This window comes from Sphingomonas sp. AX6 (assembly GCF_902506605.1).
In the GTDB taxonomy this organism is placed as follows: Bacteria; Pseudomonadota; Alphaproteobacteria; order Sphingomonadales; family Sphingomonadaceae; genus Sphingomonas.
In genome coordinates this window covers 2,533,852-2,549,924 of record NZ_LR733979.1, presented here as the reverse complement: position 1 = coordinate 2,549,924, position 16,073 = coordinate 2,533,852, and the positions used below count along the sequence as shown (strand labels likewise).

Genomic DNA, 16,073 nt, shown 5'->3' with positions numbered 1-16,073 from the left:
TCGCTACTCCTTACTGGTCGCCGCCGTCGCGGTCGCGACGGGGGCCACGATCGCCACGATCACCGCGGTCGCCACGATCACGGCGGTCGCCGCGCTCGCTACGGTCGCTCTTGCGCATCATCACCGAGGGACCTTCTTCAAGCGCATCCGTACGGATGGTCATGTAGCGGATCACGTCTTCGTTGATGTTGGTCTGGCGCTCAAGCTCGGCCACGACGTCGCCGGGCGCGTCGATTTCGAGCATGACGTAATGCGCCTTGCGGTTCTTGGCGATGCGGTAAGCGAGGCTACGAAGGCCCCAGCTTTCGGTCTTTACGACCTTGCCCTTATGGTCGGTGATGATCTTTGCGGCGTTTTCCGCCAGTGCATCCACCTGCGCCTGTGCCAGATCCTGGCGCGCAAGGAAGATGTGCTCGTACAGAGCCATAGCTTCTTCTCACTGTTGGCCGATCGCTGATCCCGCGCCCTTCGCGAGACCCCTCCGGCTGTCGTCTTGGTCAATGAATCGAGGGCGCGGAACCGAAGTTCGACGCCCCTGATGCGCCGTCCCATAAGGATTTGGGGTGCGAAGGCAAGCAAAAAGGCGGCGTGCCGTCTCCGACACGCCGCCCTTCGCTGGGGTCTCGTTACCCTTAGTTGAAGATCGCGCCGCCGATGACGGCACCGATCAGGCCGCTTGCCAGCGAGATCAGAACGGCGTCGTTACCCGACTGAACCCACTGATACCCGCGCGGCGGGGCATAGACACCGCGATTGGCATAGCTGCGATAGTTGATCGCACGGTAGTTCGGTGCGTAACGCTGGTCGAAACGCTGGCCGCGCTGCCACTGGCGATAGGCCCGCTGGTCCTGGCGATACGCGCGCTGATCCTGACGGACCGCACGATTGTACTGACGGGCTGCCCGATTATTGGCGCGGTTGTTGTGCTGAATGACCTGACGCTGCTGATAGCCGTTGCCGCGATTGATGACGACGGTGGCGTTCGGACGCTCCCGGATCACGGTGCGACCCTGCGCATCGGCGGCTGCCGGAAGCGCGAAGATCGAAGCGGCGATGGCTGCGATGGCTAGCTTCTTCATGTGGCTTACTCCTTGGGTGTTGAACTGGCTTGCCGCTGACTGTGCGGCGATGAGAACAATCTGGGGGCTGCGTGTCGCAGGCGATTGTCGCAAACGCCGTGATTTGGTCGCAAAAGGTCGCAAAAGCGCGGGTTTGATGAACCTGTGTTCAGAACCGGGCGTCGCGGGCGGCTTGCAAGGCGGATTTGGAGGGCATAGGCGCGGGCGCTTCACGCATCGAAAGGGTTGAAACCGTGCGCGCATTCATCTTTCCAGGGCAGGGCAGCCAGTCGGTCGGCATGGGGCAGGCGCTGGCCGCCGCGTCGCCGACCGCGCGCGAAGTGTTTCAGGAAGTCGATCACGCGCTGGGCCAGTCGCTGTTCAAACTGATGACCGAAGGGCCGGAAAGCGACCTGACCCTTACCGAGAACGCGCAGCCCGCGATCATGGCGCATGCCATCGCCGTATTGCGGGTGATGGAGCGCGAAGGCGGGATCACCCTGGCCAACAAGGCGGATTTCGTCGCCGGGCATTCACTGGGCGAATATACCGCGCTGTGTGCGGCGGGTGCGATCGACCTGTCGACGACGGCGCGGCTGCTCAAGACACGCGGGCGGGCGATGCAGGCGGCGGTGCCCGTCGGCGAAGGCGCGATGGCCGCGATCCTGGGCGCGGACCGCGACAAGGCACAGGCGATTGCCGATGCCGCGGCTGACGGCGAAGTCTGCACCGTCGCGAATGATAACGACCCGTCGCAGGTGGTGATTTCGGGTTCGAAGGCCGCGGTCGAGCGTGCCTTGCCATTGGCGAAGGAAATGGGCGCGAAGCGTGCGATCCTGTTGCCGGTTTCCGCACCCTTTCATTGCCCGTTGATGCAGCCCGCCGCCGACGTGATGGCCGAGGCTCTGGGTGCGGTCGCGGTACAGGCGCCGCTGGTGCCGCTTTATGCCAACGTCACGGCCGCACCGGTCGCGGACCCCCAGACGATCAAGGCGCTGTTGGTCGAACAGGTCACCGGCATGGTCCGCTGGCGCGAATCGGTGATCGCGATGTTCGAGGCGGGCGTGACCGAATTCGTCGAGGTGGGCGGCAAGGTGCTCGGCCCCATGGTCAAGCGCTCCGCGCCGGACGCTACGACCGCGAGCGTGATTTCGATGGACGATATCGAGGCGGTGCTGAAGACACTGTAATCCGTCACCCCGGCCGCAGTGCCGGGGTCCACTCATCCACTTGCGCTTGGCTGCGCGGTGGACCCCGGCACTTCGTCCGGGATGACGAAAGAGAGAGTATAGGATGTTCGACCTTACAGGCATGACCGCACTGGTGACCGGCGCTTCGGGGGGGATCGGTTCGGCGATCGCCAAGGCGTTGGCGGGGCAGGGGGCTCGGCTAGCGGTTTCGGGGTCGAATGCGGAGAAGCTGGAGGCGTTTCGGGGGGAATTGGGTGGTGAGCATGTCGCTTTGGCCTGCAATCTGTCCGACGGGGCAGAGGTGGACGCGCTCGTGCCACGCGCGGTCGAGGCACTCGGCAAGCTCGATATTCTCGTCAACAATGCGGGTGTTACGCGCGATAACCTTGCTATGCGCATGAAAGATGACGAGTGGGATCAGGTGATCCGCGTCAATCTGGAAGCGGCGTTCCGGCTGTGTCGTGCGGCGGCGCGGCCGATGATGAAGGCGCGGTTCGGGCGGATCGTGTCGATCACGTCGGTCGTGGGCACGACCGGTAATCCGGGACAGGCCAATTATGCGGCGTCCAAGGCCGGGTTGGTCGGCATGTCCAAGGCGCTGGGCCAGGAACTCGCCAGCCGCGGGATTACCGTCAATTGTGTCGCGCCGGGCTTTATCCGATCAGCGATGACCGACGTATTGCCCGAAGCGCAGAAGAGCGCGCTCCTGACCAAGATTCCCGCGGGTGATTTAGGTGACGGCGCAGATATCGGCGCGGCGGTGGTGTATCTGGCGTCGAAGGAAGCGGGTTACGTCACTGGCCAGACGCTGCATGTGAATGGCGGGATGGCAATGATTTGATGGGAGCGTGGGACACCTGCCCCTCTTGCCACCGCGCGGGCGGCGTTCTACGTGCGTTCAGGAAATTGAAATCCAAAGACCCAATCGAGAAGGAACAGGGATAATGAGCGAGACCGCCGATCGCGTGAAGAAGATCGTCGTCGAGCATCTCGGCGTCGAAGCCGAGAAGGTCACGGAAGACGCGAGCTTCATCGACGACCTGGGTGCAGACAGCCTCGACATCGTCGAGCTGGTGATGGCGTTCGAAGAAGAATTCGGCGTCGAAATCCCTGACGATGCCGCCGAAAAGATCACGACCGTCAAGGACGCGATCACCTATATCGACGAGCATCAGGCCTAAGCGTTATCGCTTGCTGGCCACCCCGCATTGGGGGCCGGATGTGTTTTCAGACGGCCTCCCGTCCCGCGGCTTGCGCTATGGGGACGGGGGGCCGTTTCGTTTGAATTGGGCTTCGTCGCAGCGGCAAAAGCTGGCATGGCGGAGCGGATAACCACCGCATGAGATTTCGGCCGCGCGCCGGAACGACGGTTAGTTGAGGGAATGCTTATGCGCCGCGTAGTCGTGACCGGTCTGGGCCTCGTCACTCCGCTGGGGGCCGATGTCGAGACGGCCTGGAAGAACATCATCGCCGGCAAGTCGGGCGCGGCGCGGATCGAACGGTTCGACCCCACCGACTATAAGTGCAAGATCGCGTGCGAGTTGAAACCGGCGGGCCACGAATATGGCTTCGACCCCAGCAAGCGCGTCGACCACAAGGTCCAGCGTCAGGTCGATCCGTTCATCATCTATGGCATCGACGCCGCAGGGCAGGCGATCGAGGATGCGGGCCTGACCGACATGACCGACGCGCAGAAATTGCGCGCGGGCTGCTCGATCGGTTCGGGCATCGGTGGCCTGCCGGGAATCGAAAGTGAATCGCTGGTGCTGGCCAACAAGGGGCCAAGCCGGGTCAGCCCGCATTTCGTCCATGGACGCCTGATCAACCTGATCTCGGGTCAGGTCAGCATCAAATACGGCCTGATGGGTCCGAACCACGCGGTCGTGACGGCATGTTCCACCGGCGCGCATTCGATCGGCGACGCCGCGCGGATGATCGCAATGGACGATGCCGACGTGATGCTGGCGGGTGGCGCGGAAAGCGCGATATGCCCGATCGGCATCGCCGGGTTCGCCCAGGCGCGCGCGCTCAGCACCAATTTCAACGACGAGCCGGAGCGCGCCAGCCGCCCCTATGACATCGACCGCGACGGTTTCGTCATGGGCGAAGGCGCGGGCGTGGTCGTGCTCGAGGAATATGAGCACGCCAAGGCGCGCGGCGCGAATATCTATGCTGAGGTGATTGGTTACGGCCTGTCGGGCGACGCTTACCACGTCACTGCGCCGCACCCGGAAGGATCGGGCGCATTCCGTTCGATGGAAATGGCGATGAAGAAGTCCGGGCTCAGCCTGACCGATATCGATTACATCAACGCGCACGGCACCTCGACGCCGCTGGGAGACGAGCTGGAGTTGGGCGCGGTGCGGCGGTTGTTTGGCGGGGCAATCGACACGCTGTCGATGTCGTCGACCAAATCGGCGATCGGACATCTGCTCGGCGGCGCGGGCGCGGTCGAATCGATCTTCTGCATTCTGGCGATGCGCGACGGGATCGTGCCGCCGACTTTGAATCTGGACAACCCGTCCGAGAATTGCGTCGGCGTCGACCTGGTCCCGCATGTCGCCAAGGAGCGCAAGGTGAAGGCGGTTCTGAACAATTCGTTCGGGTTCGGCGGCACCAATGCCTCGCTGGTCATGAAGGCGATGGACTAAAACCGATCGCCGTCTGCTTCTAGCCCTTCGACTGCCTGCCGAGGCAGGCGCTCAGGATAAACTTCGAGCCCATTGCTCGAAGTCGAGAAGCGTCGCTGTGTGCTTAAGCGTTTCTCGACTTTGCTCGAAACGAACGGATGGGTTGGCGTGATGAAGAAGCTGGGTTGCCTTGGGATCATTGCGGCGCTGTCCGTAGTGGTTGCGCTGTTTTTCGCGGTTCAGCATTGGAGCGGCGACGGTCCTTCCGAAAGCGACGTGACCGTAATTGTGCCGCAAGGTTCGACCCTGTCGTCCGCCGCGCGGGCAATGGAGGAGGCGGGGGCGATCGGGTCGGCCGACAGGTTCCTGTTGCTCGCCCGCTTTCTCGGTTCGGACGACCCGATTGCGGCAGGCGAATATGCGGTGCCCGCGGGTGCCAGCGCATCGCGCGTGCTCGAGATGATGCAGAAGGGTGAAACGCTGCAGCGCTTCGTGACGGTGCCCGAGGGGTGGCCGTCTGTGATGGTCCACGATGCACTGATGGCGGCGGGCGAATTGACCGGCGAGATTCCGGTGCCCGAGGAAGGGTCGATCCTGCCTGACAGCTACAGCTACACCCGCGGCGAAAGCCGTGCGGTGGTGGTCGGGAGGATGCAGAAGGCGATGGCGGACTATCTCGCCGCTGCCTGGGAAAAACGTACGCCGAACACGGTTGCGAAGACGCCTCAGGAAACGGTTATCCTCGCCGCGGTTGTCGAGAAGGAAACCGCCAAGCCAGAGGAACGACGCATGGTCGCGGGCGTCTATTCGAACCGGATTCGCGAGGGCATGCGATTGCAGGCCGATCCGACGGTGATCTATCCGATTACGCAGGGACGCCCGCTGGGGCGGCGTATCCTGCGGTCTGAACTGGACGCGGTGAACGGGTATAATACCTATGCGATGGCGGGGCTGCCGGTCGGACCGATCGCCAATCCGGGGCGAGCGTCGATCGACGCGGTGCTGAACCCGGCGACGACGAGCGCGCTGTATTTCGTCGCGGACGGGACGGGCGGGCATATCTTTGCCGATACCCTTGAGCAGCATAACGCCAATGTGCGGAAATGGTATGCGATCCGCAGGGAGCGCGGCGAGATGTAGTGGCATATTCCTCCCCCAACGGGGGAGGTGGCAGTCGCGCCAGCGACTGACGGAGGGGGAGTGTCACGCAGCGCGCCGCTTATGGCGAGGCCCCTCCACCATGCTTTGCATGGTCCCCTTCCCCCGATGGGGGAGGAACTTTACGGGCGCAACGCCGACGCCGCGTGCGCCCTTGTCCTCACGTCCGCCAGTGTGCCGCCGGTGACCCAGCTTCCGCCGACGCACAGCACTTTCGAAAACGCCAGCCATTCGGGCGCGGTGGCTTCGGTGATCCCGCCGGTGGGGCAGAATTGCGCTTCATGGAAGGGCGCGGCGAGTGCCTTCAATGCTTTCAACCCGCCGCTGGTTTCCGCGGGAAAGAATTTGAAGTGGCGCAGGCCCAGATCATAGCCGCGCATGATGTCGCCCGCGGTCGCGATGCCGGGGAGGAAGGGCACGCCGCTTTCGATGATCGGGTGCGCCAGTCGCTCGGTCAGGCCGGGGGAGACGATGAATTCCGCGCCCGCGTCCATCACCTGGGCGAACTGATCGGAGTTGACCACCGTGCCTGCGCCGACGATCGCGCCGGGCACCTGTTTCATTTCGCGGATCGCGTCGAGCGCGGCGGGCGTGCGCAGCGTGACTTCGAGCACTTTGAGGCCGCCTGCAACCAGTGCTTCGGCCAGTGGCTTTGCGGTTGCGGCGTCGTCGATCACCAGCACGGGGATGACGGCGCTGGTGCGCATAATGGTTTCGATATCGCTCATGCCTTGTGCTCCTGTGCATAGGCCGCTGCCGCGCCGAACAGGCCGGGCTGGGGATGGGTGATGAGGCGGACGGGGATGGATTTCATCAGCGACTGGAATCGCCCCTTGGCGACGAAGCGTTGCTCGAAGCCCGATTTGACGAGATGGCCCTTGAGCCGCTGGCCGAGCCCGCCGGCGATGACGACGCCCTTTGGCCCATGCGTCAGCGCAAGATCACCCGCAATCGCGCCGAGCGAGAGGCAGAAGCGGTCGAGTGCGGCGATGGCGAGATCGTCCTTACCCTCGAACGCCATGTCCCAGACCTGGCGGTCGGTCAGGCTGGTGATCGCGCGGCCCTCGATCTGGGCCAGCGTTTCGTAGATGGCGAGGATGCCCGGCCCGGCAACGATGCGTTCGACCGAAACGCGGGTGAAGGTGCGGCGCAGGCGTTTGAGGATCGCATCCTCCAGCCCGTCGAGCGGAGAGAAGTCCATGTGCCCGCCCTCGGTTTCGATCACATGATAATCGCCATTCTTGCAACAATAGACCTGCGCGACGCCAAGGCCGGTGCCGGGGCCGCAGATCGTGATCGATCCCGGCTTTTTCCATTCTTCGTCGGGGCCGCAGAGATGTTCGAAATGGTCGAGGCCAAGCTGCGCGACCGCATGGCCGATCGCGCCGAAATCGTTGATCAGGACATAGCTGTCGACGTCGAGCCGTTCCTTGACCAGCGCGGGGCGGATGATCCACGGATTGTTGGTCAGCTTGATGAGTTCGCCGCCGACCGGCGATGCGACCGCGATCGCGGCGGCGCGGGGAAGCGGGCGATCAAGCGTCTTGCCGAATGCCTGCCACGCGAGTTGCAGGCTGGCATGGTCGCTGGTCTTTTGCGTGACTTCCTGGTCTAGCCGAACGACCCGACCATTCTCTACTTCGGCGATGGCGAAGCGGGCATGGGTGCCCCCGATATCGACCGCGACGACTTCCATATTCGATTTCCTTCAACCTGTCCGTTTGTCCTGAGTAGCCATTGAGCGAAGTCGAAATGGCGTATCGAAGGATCCTTCGATACGGGGTTTCGGCTTCGCTCAGCCCTACTCAGGACGAACGGATTGTTAGTTGTCACAATCCCGCCGCGGCCAGCATCGCCGATGCACCCTTCTCGGCTTCGTCCGCCTGGCGCATCATCGCGAACAGTTCGCGGCCGGTGCCATCGGCGGCGGCGGGCGCTTCGGCTTGGTCGCGCGCAGCCCATTCGGTCGCATCCACCAATGCTTCCAACTTCCCCGTTTCGGCACAGACACGGATGACATCGCCGTCGCGCACTTTGCCGATCGGGCCGCCGCCCAGCGCCTCGGGCGACAAGTGGATGGCAGCAGGCACCTTGCCACTGGCGCCCGACATGCGGCCATCGGTGACGAGCGCGACCCGGAAACCGCGGTTCTGGAGCACGCCGAGCGGCGGCGTCAGCTTGTGGAGTTCGGGCATGCCGTTGGCGCGCGGACCCTGGAAACGGACGACGACCACGACATCGCGGTCCAATTCGCCGGCCTTGAACGCGTCCTGCACCGCCTGTTGGGTGGAGAAGACGCGGGCAGGGGCCTCGGTGGTCCAGCGGTCGCGATCGACGGCGGACACTTTGATGCACGCGCGACCGAGATTGCCCGACAGAATGCGAAAGCCGCCTTCGGGCGCGAAGGGTGCATCCAGGGTGCGGACGACAGTATCGTCGCCGCTCTTTGCCGCGTGATCGTGCCAGCTTAGGGCATCGCCCTCCACCGCTGGCTTGCGTCCATATTCCGCCATGCCGCCCTTGGCGATGGTCAGGATGTCGCCGTGCATCAGCCCGCCATTCAGCAATTCACGGATGACGAAACTCGGGCCGCCCGCATCCTCGAACCCGTTCACATCCGCGGAGCCGTTGGGATAGACGCGGGTCAGCAGCGGCACGACCTTCGACAGCCGGTCGAAATCTTCCCAGTCGATGACGATCCCGGCCGAACGCGCGATGGCGGGCAGATGGATCAGGTGATTGGTCGAACCACCGGTGGCGAGCAACGCAATCGCCGCGTTGACGATGGCGCGTTCGTCCACGCATTCAGCAAGCGGGCGATAATCACTGGTATTCCAGCCGATTTCGGGAAGGCGCTGGACTGCCGCACGCGTCAGTTCCTGACGCAATTTGGTGCCCGGATTGGCAAAAGCGGCACCGGGAATGTGCAGGCCCATCGCCTCCATCATCATCTGGTTCGAATTGGCCGTGCCGTAAAAGGTACAGGTGCCCTTGGAATGATAGGCGGCGATTTCCGCATCGAGCAGTTCTTCGCGCCCGACCTTCCCTTCCGCATATTGCTCGCGGACCTTGGCCTTTTCCTTGTTGGCCAGGCCGGATCGCATCGGTCCGCCGGGGATCATCACCATTGGCAGATGACCGAAGCGCAGCGCGCCGATTAGCAGACCGGGGACGATCTTGTCGCAAATGCCGAGCAGCGCCGCACCCTCGAACGTGCGGTGCGACAACGCAACGGCCGTCGAAAGCGCGATGGTGTCGCGGCTGAACAGCGACAATTCCATGCCCTGATAGCCCTGCGTCACGCCGTCGCACATGGCGGGGACGCCGCCTGCGACCTGCGCGGTGGCACCGGCTTCGAGCGCCCAGACCTTCATCTGTTCGGGATAACGGTAATAGACCGCATGCGCCGACAGCATGTCGTTGTAGCTGGTGACAATGCCGATGTTCATTCGGTTTGCTGGCCGCAGTTCGTCGCGTTGCTCGTCAGTCCCGGCATAGGCATGGGCGAGGTTAGCGCAGCCCAGCTTGGGGCGGTCCGCCCCCGAATCGCGTTCGCGGGCGATCATCGTCAGATACGCGGCACGCTTGTCGCGGGAAGCTTCGATTATGCGATCGGTGACGGCAGCGATTTCGGGGTGGAGGGCCATCATTCGCTCCAGTGGATGTCGACCGGCAGTTCCGATTGCGCGAGGACGCGACCGATCGGGTAGGGCGATCCGACGCCTTCCTCGATCGCCGCCTCGATCACATCGCGCTTGGCTTGGCCCGTGACCGCTATCATCAGCGCGCGCGCCGATGTGATCGCGGCGAGCGACAGGGTGACGCGCGCGACGGGCGCTTCGGGGGGCAGCGGATCGGGCATCACGCCCAGCGCGCGGCGTTCCTTTGGACCGGTCAACGCTTCCTCGAGATCGGGGCCGGGGAAGATCGATGCGGTGTGGCCATCGGCGCCGACGCCGAGCAGGCAGAGGTCGAGCGGCCAGTGAAGATCCTGTAACCGCGCGTCCGCGGCGCGACCGGATGCCTTGTAATCCTCGGCAGCTTCGCTGGTGATCGGGATCACGCGCGCGCCCTTGGGCAGAAACGTCTTGGCGATCATCGTCGCGTTGGACAGCGGATCGCCCATCGGCACCAGGCGGTCGTCGGTGGGGATGATCGTCACGCGCTTCCAGTCGATTTTGGCTTCAGCCAGCTTGTCGAAGGCGGGCTGGGGCGTGCGTCCGCCTGCCAGCGCGATCACGGCGGCACCGCGCGCATCGATCGCACTTTCAATGATGAACTGGATGTCGCCCGCGACGGCATTCGCCATCTCGTCGGCGTCGTCATAGTCCCACCATTCGATCTCGGTCATGTTCAATCCTTGTATTCGTTTGTGTGAAGCGGCTCGCGCCCCATCAATCCTGCCAGGTCGCGCCATCGAGGCGGGTTAGCATGAAGCTCGCCTCCGGACCCCAGCTTCCCGACGCATAACGAGCAGGCTTGGTTGCACTGGCTGCCCAACCTTCGCGGATGCGGTCGATCCAGGTCCATTGCGCCTCCACCTCGTCGCGGCGGACGAACAAGGTGGGGTCGCCCTCGATCAAATCCAGCAGCAGCCGTTCGTAGGCGATCCGGCGGCGCGCCCCGGCAAAGGCGGTGGTGAGCGACAGATCGAGCGGCACTTCGCGCAATCGCACGCCTTCGCGGTCGAGGCCCGGCTCCTTCGACATCACCAGCAGGCGGATATATTCTTCGGGCTGAAGGCGGATGATGAGCGTGTTCGCCTGCAATTTCGCGCCGCGATCGGCAAAGATCGAATGCGGCACGCATTTGAACTGGACGATGATTTCGCTGCGCCGCTCGGGCATCCGCTTGCCGGTGCGCAGATAGAAGGGGACGCCGTTCCAGCGCCAATTGTCGACATGCGCCTTTACCGCGACGAAGGTTTCGGTGTGCGAATCCTTGCCCAGCTCGTCGTCGTAGCTGCGCACGACTTTGCCATCCAGCGCGCCCGAATGATATTGGCCGCGCACCGTCAGCGCATCGACATCGGCGGGCTTGATCGGGCGCAGCGAGCGCAACACCTTCACCTTTTCATCGCGGATCGCGGTGCCATCGAAATGAGCGGGCGGCTCCATCGCGATCAGCGCGAGCAACTGAAGCATGTGGTTCTGGACCATGTCGCGCATCGCCCCGACATCGTCGTAATAGCCTGCACGCCCTTCCAGCCCCACGGTCTCCGAAATCGTGATCTGGACATGCTCGATATGGTTGGAATTCCACACCGGCTCGAACATCAGATTGGCAAAGCGCAGCGCCAGGATGTTCTGGACGGTTTCCTTGCCCAGATAATGGTCGATGCGGAAGGTGCGCTCCTCGGGGAAAGCAGCGGCGACGATGTCGTTGATTTCGCGACTGGTATCGAGGTCGTTGCCCAGCGGCTTTTCCAGCCCGATACGGACATTGTCGCCCGCCAGTCCCGCCGATTGCAGGCCCTTGATGGTCGGGCCGAACAGCCACGGCGCAGTCGACAGGAAAATGGCGAGGCCACCCGAGATATCGCCGATCTTGCCGGCAAGATCGTCAAATCCTTCGAGCGTCGAGGCGTCTAGCGGCTGATAATGGACGCGCTTCAGAAAGCTTGAAATCGCGGCTTCGTCCTTGCGGTCGTCAGGCAGGAATTCGTCCAGCGCTTTCGCGGCGAAATCGCGGTAGCCCGCGTCGTCGTGATCGGACCGCGCGGTGCAGGTGATGGTAAGGCCGTCGGGAAGCAGGCCGTCCGCGTGCAGGCCATAAAGCGACGGGATCAACATGCGTTGCGCCAGATCGCCGGTCGCGCCGAACAGCAGCAGTTTTCCGGCGGCTTCGCTCATTCGTAACGGTCCTATGATGGTTTGACGGGCTGATTAGCAGGTGCGAGCGCGCCTGCGAACGAGGCGGCATACCTATGCCGTGCGAAACTGGTCAGGCCAACCCCGTGCGCGGCATTTTTGCGGTTCGGTCGGGATAAAGCAGGTCTCGTGCCGCCGGCCTGTGCTCCTGCAAATGCAGGAGCGTTGGCGGCAGGGTGATGCGCTGAAGGCCGGAACTCCTGCTTTCGCAGGCGTACGGGGAATCAGAGATTAAAGGTTCAGCCCTGCCACCGGATCGAGCCCGGCCATGATGTTGAGGTTCTGAACCGCCGCGCCCGCCGCGCCCTTACCCAGATTGTCGAGCGTTGCGACGAGCATTGCGAGGCCATTGGCGTCATCGCCGGTGACACGAACGGTGAGGCGGTCGGTGTTCGCATCATCCTCGACCCGCACCAGCGCATCTTCGCTGGATGCGACGCGGACGACTGGACTATCGCGATAGGCGTCGGCCAGGATCGTCTCTATCTGAGCGAGCGACCAGTTTCGGGCCAGCGCGTGGAGCGGTAGGGGCACTTGCACCACCATGCCGCGATAGGTGCGCGCGACCGAGGGCGCGAAGATCGGCGGATGGCCGATGCGTGCGTGGCGCTGCATTTCTGGCACGTGTTTATGGGCAAGACCCAGCGCATAACCGCGCCAGGCAGTGGCGTCCGATCCGGGGGCACTTGAATCCTCAAACGCCGAGATCATCGCCTTGCCGCCGCCCGAATAGCCGGAGACAGCATTAACGCTCAGCGGCCAGTCGTGCGGGATGACGCCTGCGCGCACCAGCGGGCGGACCAGGGCGAGGAAGCCGGTGGGGTAGCAGCCGGGGTTGCTGACACGCGCGGCCTCCGCAATCGCCGCCTGCTGGCCGGGTTCGAGTTCGGCAAACCCGTACGTCCAGCCATCGGCGACGCGGTGCGCGCTCGATGCATCGATGACGCGTGTGTTCGGGTTTTCGATCAGCGACACGGCTTCGACCGCGGCATCGTCGGGCAGGCACAGGATAACGAAATCTGCGGCGTTCAGCGCCTTGGCGCGCGCGGCGGCGTCCTTGCGCTTATCGTCGGGCAGCGTGATCAGATCGATTTCGCCGCGTCCGGCCAGCCGTTCGCGGATTTCCAGGCCGGTGGTGCCCACCGCGCCGTCGATGAAAACGCGCGTCGTCATGCCGCGTCCGCGTGGCCCGTGTCGTTTTCGCCGACGTGCGGCCCAAGCGCAGCGGCATCGACGAAACCAACCGCACCGCTGGCAACCGATCGACCCCAGCCCTGCTCGCTCGACAATTCATATAGTTCGAAGGCATCGCCGGGGGCGAGTGCGCCGAGTTTTTCTGAATCGAGACGACTCGACTGGCGGATGGCGCTGTCCGCAATGGCGCTGCGCATCACATGTTCGGCATAATGGGGTGCAAAGACCCGGTCGGCGAGTTCGATGGCGGCCAGATCGCGGCGGACGGGTTGGGTACGCGGATCAACGATCGTCGAGCGACCGGTCAGCGCGAATCGCCTACGCGGTTGCACGCTGCTTTTCGGGCTGTTGTTCGCCGTCGGTGATGACGAATTGTCCGAACTCTTCAAGAAACTCCGCCCCTTCATCGGTGCGCGCCACGAAAATGTTGCGCTTGTCCGCATCGTCGCGCTGGCGGCGCAGATAGCCGAGCGAGCCCAGTCTATTCAAGGCGCGCGTGATAACCGGCTTCGACACGTTCAGTGCACGCGCCAACCCGCGTACCGTATGCGGTCCGGGTTTAAGATATACCAACAGCAGCAGCGCCATTTGGCGATTGGTCAAATCGGGTTCGCCCGACCGGACATAATCGACCAGGGTCTGCATCCATTTGCCGAGCATCGGGGTAGCGGTCGCGGTAGCCATGAACTCAATTCCGTTACACGCCCGCAAGTATCGGGCTTTCGCGGGGATTAACGTCGCGTGGTGCCGGATGTTTCCCAGCCGTGACAGATTTGTTGTGACGGGCCGGGGCGAAGGTTGATCGCGGACCCGCGCTCGCCTATGTCGCCGCCTTCACCAATCATATCGGTTCCAGGCGCACCATGTTCACCTTCCTCCTCGTCGTACAGGCGATCATTGCCGCGCTTCTGGTGACGGTGATCCTGATGCAGCGTTCGGAAGGCGGCGGCCTGACCACCGGTGGCAGCGGCGGCGGATTAATGTCGGCGCGGGGCGCGGCCGATTTCCTGACGCGAGCGACGGCGGTGCTGGCCACCGTATTCGTCGCGATGTGCATCCTGCTCGCGTTCCTGGCGGCGAGTCGCGGTTCGGGATCGATCGACACCAGCCTGGCGAAAAGCCCCGCGGCGCAGACTGCGCCCGCGGCAGGCGCTCCGACGGAGGCAGATATCGCGAAAATCGTGGCGGCTGCGGAAAATCAGGCCGCAGCCAATGAGGCCGACGGCGTTCCGCTCGTCCAATAAGCCACTCCATTTATCGAAGGCGTCTTCGTCCGGCAGTCATGCCGGATAAGGACGCTTGCTGTTTCCACCCATTCGACGCTAGGGCTCTCCTCCCATGACGCGGTATATTTTCATCACCGGCGGCGTGGTGTCCTCGCTTGGAAAAGGCCTGATGGCCGCCAGCCTCGCAGCCCTCCTCCAGGCACGCGGCTATACCTGCCGCATTCGCAAGTTCGATCCGTATCTGAACGTCGATCCGGGCACGATGAGCCCTTATCAGCACGGCGAAGTCTATGTGACCGACGACGGGGCGGAAACCGACCTCGACCTCGGCCATTACGAGCGCTTCACAGGCGTTCCCTCGCGCCAGTCGGACAACGTCACCTCGGGCCGCATCTATCAGCAGATCATCCAGCGCGAGCGGCGGGGCGATTACCTAGGCGCGACGGTTCAGGTGATCCCGCACGTCACCGACGCGATCAAGGAATTCGCCAAGGCCGATACCGATGGCCTCGATTTCGTGCTGTGCGAAATCGGCGGGACGGTCGGCGACATCGAATCGCTGCCGTTTATCGAGGCGATCCGCCAGTTGCGCAACGAACTTGGCCGCGGTCAGTCGGTCAGCATCCACCTGACGCTGGTCCCCTATATCGCCGCCGCTGGCGAGTTGAAGACCAAGCCGACCCAGCATTCGGTCCGCGAACTGGCGGCATTGGGCGTTCAGCCCGACGTGCTGGTCTGCCGCTGTGAGCATCCATTGCCGGTGTCCGAACGCGCCAAGATCGCGTTGTTCTGCAATGTCCGTCAGGAAGCGGTCATCCCCGCGCTCGACGCCAAGTCGATCTACGGCGTTCCGCTGCAATACCACGCAGAGGGTCTGGACAGCGAAGTCCTGCGCGCATTCGATATCGAACCCGGCGATGCGCCCCCGCTCGACCGCTGGAGCGACATCATCGAGCGGGTGCAGAACCCCGAAGGCGAAGTCACCATCGGCGTGGTCGGCAAATATGTCGGGCTGCCCGATGCGTACAAGTCTCTGCACGAAGCGCTGGTCCATGGCGGCATCGCCAACCGTGTAAAGGTCAATGTCCGCTGGCTGGACGCCGAATTGTTCGAGGGTGACGAGGACGCGATCACCGCGCAACTGGAGCCGATGCACGGCATTCTGGTTCCGGGTGGCTTCGGCGAACGCGGTTCCGAAGGCAAGATCAGCAGCGTGCGGTTCGCGCGCGAGCACAAGGTGCCGTTCTTCGGCATCTGCCTGGGCATGCAGATGGCCTGTATCGAAGGGGCGCGGGCAGGGGGCGTGGCGGATGCCACCACGACCGAATTCGGGCCGACCGAACAGCCTGTGGTCGGCATGATCACCGAATGGATGACCGAACAGGGCCTGCAAAAGCGCGAAGCGGGTGGCGATCTGGGCGGCACGATGCGGCTGGGCGCCTATCCGGCGAAGCTTGCGGGCAACAGCGTCGTTTCGTCGATCTATGGCACGCACGATATCAGCGAGCGGCATCGCCATCGCTATGAGGTCAACACCGCCTATCGCGATACGCTCGAAGCTGGCGGTCTCGTCTTCTCGGGTATGTCGCCCGACGAGACGCTGCCCGAAATCGTCGAACGGCCCGACCATCCGTGGTTCGTCGGCGTGCAGTTCCATCCGGAGTTGAAGTCCAAGCCGTTCGATCCGCACCCGCTGTTCGCCAGCTTCATCGAAGCCGCGGTCAAGCAAAGCCGCTTCGTCTGATCG

The 16,073-nt window shown here is 63.6% G+C and carries 17 protein-coding genes; 7 read left to right on the top strand and 10 right to left on the bottom strand.

Annotated features, from left to right (window positions below):
• Positions 1–10: 10 nt before the first annotated feature.
• Together rpsF and ENHY17A_RS12315 are read right to left on the bottom strand one after the other, a co-directional pair.
• The gene (gene rpsF / locus ENHY17A_RS12320; protein ID WP_159713108.1) at positions 11–427 is read right to left on the bottom strand and encodes a 30S ribosomal protein S6; all 417 of its coding nucleotides are present in this window, start codon (positions 425–427) and stop codon (positions 11–13) included.
• Between the two features lie 205 nt (positions 428–632).
• Positions 633–1,079 (bottom strand): RcnB family protein, encoded by a 447-nt coding sequence (locus ENHY17A_RS12315; protein ID WP_159713106.1) that lies wholly within the window; start codon positions 1,077–1,079, stop codon positions 633–635.
• A 233-nt stretch (positions 1,080–1,312) separates the two neighbouring features.
• Here ENHY17A_RS12315 and fabD point away from each other — a divergent pair, with 233 nt between their 5' ends.
• The 5 genes from fabD (at position 1,313) to mltG (ending at position 6,018) form a co-directional block, all read left to right on the top strand.
• On the top strand, positions 1,313–2,248 hold the full coding sequence (gene fabD / locus ENHY17A_RS12310) for an ACP S-malonyltransferase (protein ID WP_159713104.1): 936 nt from the start codon (positions 1,313–1,315) through the stop codon (positions 2,246–2,248).
• Between the two features lie 103 nt (positions 2,249–2,351).
• Positions 2,352–3,089 carry a 3-oxoacyl-[acyl-carrier-protein] reductase gene (gene fabG / locus ENHY17A_RS12305; protein ID WP_159713102.1) on the top strand — a complete coding sequence of 246 codons (738 nt, stop codon included), beginning with the start codon at positions 2,352–2,354 and terminating at the stop codon, positions 3,087–3,089.
• 103 nt (positions 3,090–3,192) lie between these two features.
• Positions 3,193–3,429: an acyl carrier protein gene (locus tag ENHY17A_RS12300; RefSeq protein ID WP_140047144.1), complete on the top strand. Its 237-nt coding sequence runs from the start codon at positions 3,193–3,195 to the stop codon at positions 3,427–3,429.
• Positions 3,430–3,636: 207 nt separating this feature from the next.
• Positions 3,637–4,899 carry a beta-ketoacyl-ACP synthase II gene (gene fabF, locus ENHY17A_RS12295; RefSeq protein WP_159713100.1) on the top strand — a complete coding sequence of 421 codons (1,263 nt, stop codon included), beginning with the start codon at positions 3,637–3,639 and terminating at the stop codon, positions 4,897–4,899.
• Between the two features lie 150 nt (positions 4,900–5,049).
• Entirely contained in the window at positions 5,050–6,018 is a 969-nt protein-coding gene (gene mltG / locus ENHY17A_RS12290; protein ID WP_159713098.1) for an endolytic transglycosylase MltG, read from the top strand.
• A gap of 140 nt (positions 6,019–6,158) precedes the next feature.
• Here mltG and eda read toward each other — a convergent pair whose 3' ends face one another.
• The 8 genes from eda to ENHY17A_RS12250 all read right to left on the bottom strand — a co-directional run bounded on the left by eda (position 6,159) and on the right by ENHY17A_RS12250 (position 13,745).
• Positions 6,159–6,764, bottom strand: coding sequence for a bifunctional 4-hydroxy-2-oxoglutarate aldolase/2-dehydro-3-deoxy-phosphogluconate aldolase (gene eda, locus ENHY17A_RS12285; RefSeq protein WP_159713096.1), 606 nt, complete (start codon positions 6,762–6,764; stop codon positions 6,159–6,161).
• Positions 6,761–7,732 (bottom strand): glucokinase, encoded by a 972-nt coding sequence (gene glk / locus ENHY17A_RS12280; protein ID WP_159713094.1) that lies wholly within the window; start codon positions 7,730–7,732, stop codon positions 6,761–6,763. The genes eda and glk overlap by 4 nt, the downstream gene beginning before the upstream one ends.
• Positions 7,733–7,865: 133 nt before the next feature.
• Positions 7,866–9,683 carry a phosphogluconate dehydratase gene (gene edd / locus ENHY17A_RS12275; protein ID WP_201296396.1) on the bottom strand — a complete coding sequence of 606 codons (1,818 nt, stop codon included), beginning with the start codon at positions 9,681–9,683 and terminating at the stop codon, positions 7,866–7,868.
• Entirely contained in the window at positions 9,683–10,387 is a 705-nt protein-coding gene (gene pgl / locus ENHY17A_RS12270; RefSeq protein WP_159713090.1) for a 6-phosphogluconolactonase, read from the bottom strand. The genes edd and pgl overlap by 1 nt, the downstream gene beginning before the upstream one ends.
• 43 nt (positions 10,388–10,430) lie before the next feature.
• Positions 10,431–11,888, bottom strand: a complete 1,458-nt coding sequence (gene zwf, locus ENHY17A_RS12265) for a glucose-6-phosphate dehydrogenase (RefSeq protein ID WP_159713088.1) — start codon at positions 11,886–11,888, stop codon at positions 10,431–10,433.
• Positions 11,889–12,137: 249 nt separating this feature from the next.
• Positions 12,138–13,079 (bottom strand): N-acetyl-gamma-glutamyl-phosphate reductase, encoded by a 942-nt coding sequence (gene argC / locus ENHY17A_RS12260; RefSeq protein WP_159713086.1) that lies wholly within the window; start codon positions 13,077–13,079, stop codon positions 12,138–12,140.
• A complete protein-coding gene (locus ENHY17A_RS12255; protein WP_236547929.1) occupies positions 13,076–13,432 on the bottom strand; it encodes an SH3 domain-containing protein in 357 nt (118 codons plus the stop codon). Before ENHY17A_RS12255 ends, argC begins: the two co-directional genes overlap by 4 nt.
• Positions 13,419–13,745 carry a MarR family transcriptional regulator gene (locus ENHY17A_RS12250; protein ID WP_159714571.1) on the bottom strand — a complete coding sequence of 109 codons (327 nt, stop codon included), beginning with the start codon at positions 13,743–13,745 and terminating at the stop codon, positions 13,419–13,421. Before ENHY17A_RS12250 ends, ENHY17A_RS12255 begins: the two co-directional genes overlap by 14 nt.
• A gap of 218 nt (positions 13,746–13,963) precedes the next feature.
• Between ENHY17A_RS12250 and secG the strand changes: the two genes are divergently transcribed.
• Both secG and ENHY17A_RS12240 read left to right on the top strand, forming a co-directional pair.
• Entirely contained in the window at positions 13,964–14,344 is a 381-nt protein-coding gene (secG, locus tag ENHY17A_RS12245) for a preprotein translocase subunit SecG (RefSeq protein WP_159713084.1), read from the top strand.
• Positions 14,345–14,438: 94 nt separating this feature from the next.
• Positions 14,439–16,070, top strand: a complete 1,632-nt coding sequence (locus ENHY17A_RS12240; protein WP_159713082.1) for a CTP synthase — start codon at positions 14,439–14,441, stop codon at positions 16,068–16,070.
• Positions 16,071–16,073: the final 3 nt, after the last annotated feature.